General features: G+C 31.6%; 1 protein-coding gene and 1 pseudogene. Both read right to left on the bottom strand.

The genetic code is table 11. The features are described from left to right. Positions 1-320 (bottom strand): annotated as a pseudogene (locus ACKI67_RS01080) (SAM-dependent methyltransferase); the annotation flags it as partial. A gap of 116 nt (positions 321-436) precedes the next feature. Next, positions 437-2,398, bottom strand: coding sequence for a pyruvate formate lyase family protein (locus tag ACKI67_RS01075; protein WP_407461542.1), 1,962 nt, complete (start codon positions 2,396-2,398; stop codon positions 437-439). Positions 2,399-2,572: the final 174 nt, after the last annotated feature.

The following is a 2,572-nucleotide window of genomic DNA, read 5'->3' as shown; positions in this document are numbered from 1 at the left end:
GATGAATTGTATCCAAGTCCTGCACAGATGTCTAGAATGGCTATGTCCTCATCATAATTGAGCTTGAGTGGCTTTATGAACTTTTCAAATGATTCGCTTATTGCACCTGTTGAAGTGTGCAATGTCTCTACCTTATGGTTTATTTCCTTTGACCTTATGCTGTATGATCCGTCATCTGTCTTGACAAAGTATTCATTGCATTCTGTAAAAATAGAATTTCTGTATTTGGCATCCTTGTACTTCCTTTCATTGTCAAATGCCTGATTAATCAAATCATAGATGGTCTCATCAATTACGGTAGATTCTTCAACATAGCTCATTTAATCACTTTAAAAATAATTTCTATTTTAATATTAGTTTAATTGTTATTTATATTTTAATTAAAAATTAGAAAAAATAGGTTTGAAAAATAAAAAATAAAGAATGTGTAAAAAAATTAACTGTCGATTTTACCTTCATTCTTTAAAGCTCTTTCTATAAGCAAATCCTTATACTCTTCTGATAAATCATTGAAGTATGCACTAAAACCACAAACCCTTACAATTAATTTAGGATGTAAGAGAGGGTCTTCTTTTGCTTCAATTAAGGTTTTGCTGCTTAATACATTCATTTGCATTTGGAAAAATCCCAAGTTTATGCTGGAATAAATGAAGTCTGTAAATTCACTCATATGATTTTTAATAAAGTCTGGAGTGAAGATTAAATCCACTGAATTACCATTGAATTTGCATCCACCACAATCAAGCTTTGATGCAAAAGACACTATTTCTGCAAAATCCTTATCTGAATCCAATGAAATATCTGCAGAGAGAGGTTTTCCTTCAAGTCTTCCATCAAAGGATGTAGAGACTTCAGACCCTGCATTGATATACTCAGAAGAGCTTAAACCGAATTTGATTTTTCCACCGAATTTATTGGTGTAATCCTTGAAGCAATCTTCCAAGAATTGGATAATCTCATTTGTAAGGGCCAATATGTCTTCATTATCCACACCAAAACGAGGATAGACAGATTTCAATAATTTGAAAGCATCCTGATGCTTATCTTTCTTGAAGTTCCTTTTCCTCATGTCATTCAAATCATTCAATGAGTATAATCTATCGTCAAAAACAAGACTTTTAATATTGTATAAACTATTTACCGCATTTGCAAGCCCAACGGTAGTTATTCCATAATGATTATACTTAGCGCCAAGTTTTGAAATATCCAATCCGTTATCATTGCAATCATCAATGAATAAGGAAAGCAATGGATCTTCTTCCCATTCCATATTATCCAATGTTTGAATCAATGATTCAGCATCCTTTTTAAGGTAATACTTATATGAATTCATCAGCTCATCAAAAGTGAGTATATTGGCTAAAAATTCTTTTGTTTCACCATCAAAAAACTCATTTAACGGTTTTAAAAATGAAAATGAACCTAAATTATTCTGTTCCAAACCATTAGATACTGTAGTAGGTTCCCAAGAATCGGAAATAATATAATTTATTGCATCTGACTTATCGTAACCAAATCCTATCAGCTTATCTATGATAATTTCATCATTTGAAAATAATGGGCTGCCGATTCCAGTATTGATAGCCTCTAATGAAAGGTTAATCAAATCGCTTGGAGTTTCATTGCTTACTCTAAGCACAATCTTTGGATCTGTTAATTGAAGTTCACTAAGTGCACGGATAAACATATAGGTCAAATCATTATAGAAGTAATATTCCCCATATTCGTCATAGTATTTTCCTCCAAGCACAATTACCTGACCAGTATCTCCAAGGAACTTATCACTTTTATACCAATTATAGGAATGTAAAGTTTTCAAGAATGATTTAATCAGTTCATATACTTCCTCTTGAGTGATGAATCCATTATTCAAATCATCAAAATAATAATCTTCAAGAATCTTATCCAATCTGCCAAGACCATTTGCAGTATGGCCTGTTTGCCATAAGAGTTGATTCCAAAAGAGAATTCTTTGCAAAGCCTCTTCAAAGTGTTCAGCTTTTTGATCAATCATATCCTCGAAATAGCGAGCATATTTGGCCCTTTCACTATGATTTGAATCTCTTAATTTTTTAGAAATTTCATAAATGAGAAGTTCTATACCATCAAGCATATCCAATTGATTCTTATTGAAATCTGAACTTAAGTCACGTGCAAAACCACGACCGCCCTTAGGATGGAAATAAATTTCATTATATTCATAAATGGAACCGTCTAAGACTTTAGAATAGTCAATTGTAACACCACTCATGATCTTTCCTTCAAAATTCAAATTCTTGAATTCATCCAAAAAGTAAACAAAACCTTCCTTAGGAACATCAATATGAACTTTCCTAAAAAGGTTCTTGATTTGAAGACCTTTGTTGAATTTGGATGAGGAAATATAAAAATTGTGCATATTAGAAGCTAAATATGAGGTTGCTTTTTCCCTATTTTTGAATTTTCTATTCAATTTGGTTATAGTAGAAGCATATATGACTGGTCTTGAATTGCTTTTGGATTGGCGACTGCCTAAACTTCTAATATTATCAAATAAGCTCTTTTTTTAACTCCTATATTGTAATTTAAAATA

The sequence above is a fragment of the Methanobrevibacter sp. genome, assembly GCF_045577275.1.
Taxonomy (GTDB): Archaea; Methanobacteriota; Methanobacteria; order Methanobacteriales; family Methanobacteriaceae; genus Methanobrevibacter.
This window is presented reverse-complemented; position numbering and strand designations above follow the sequence as displayed.

Bases quoted from the DNA above. Each gene is read 5' to 3' on its own strand.
- ACKI67_RS01075 (WP_407461542.1), bottom strand. From the start codon at position 2,398: ATGCACAATTTTTATATTTCCTCATCCAAATTCAACAAAGGTCTTCAA.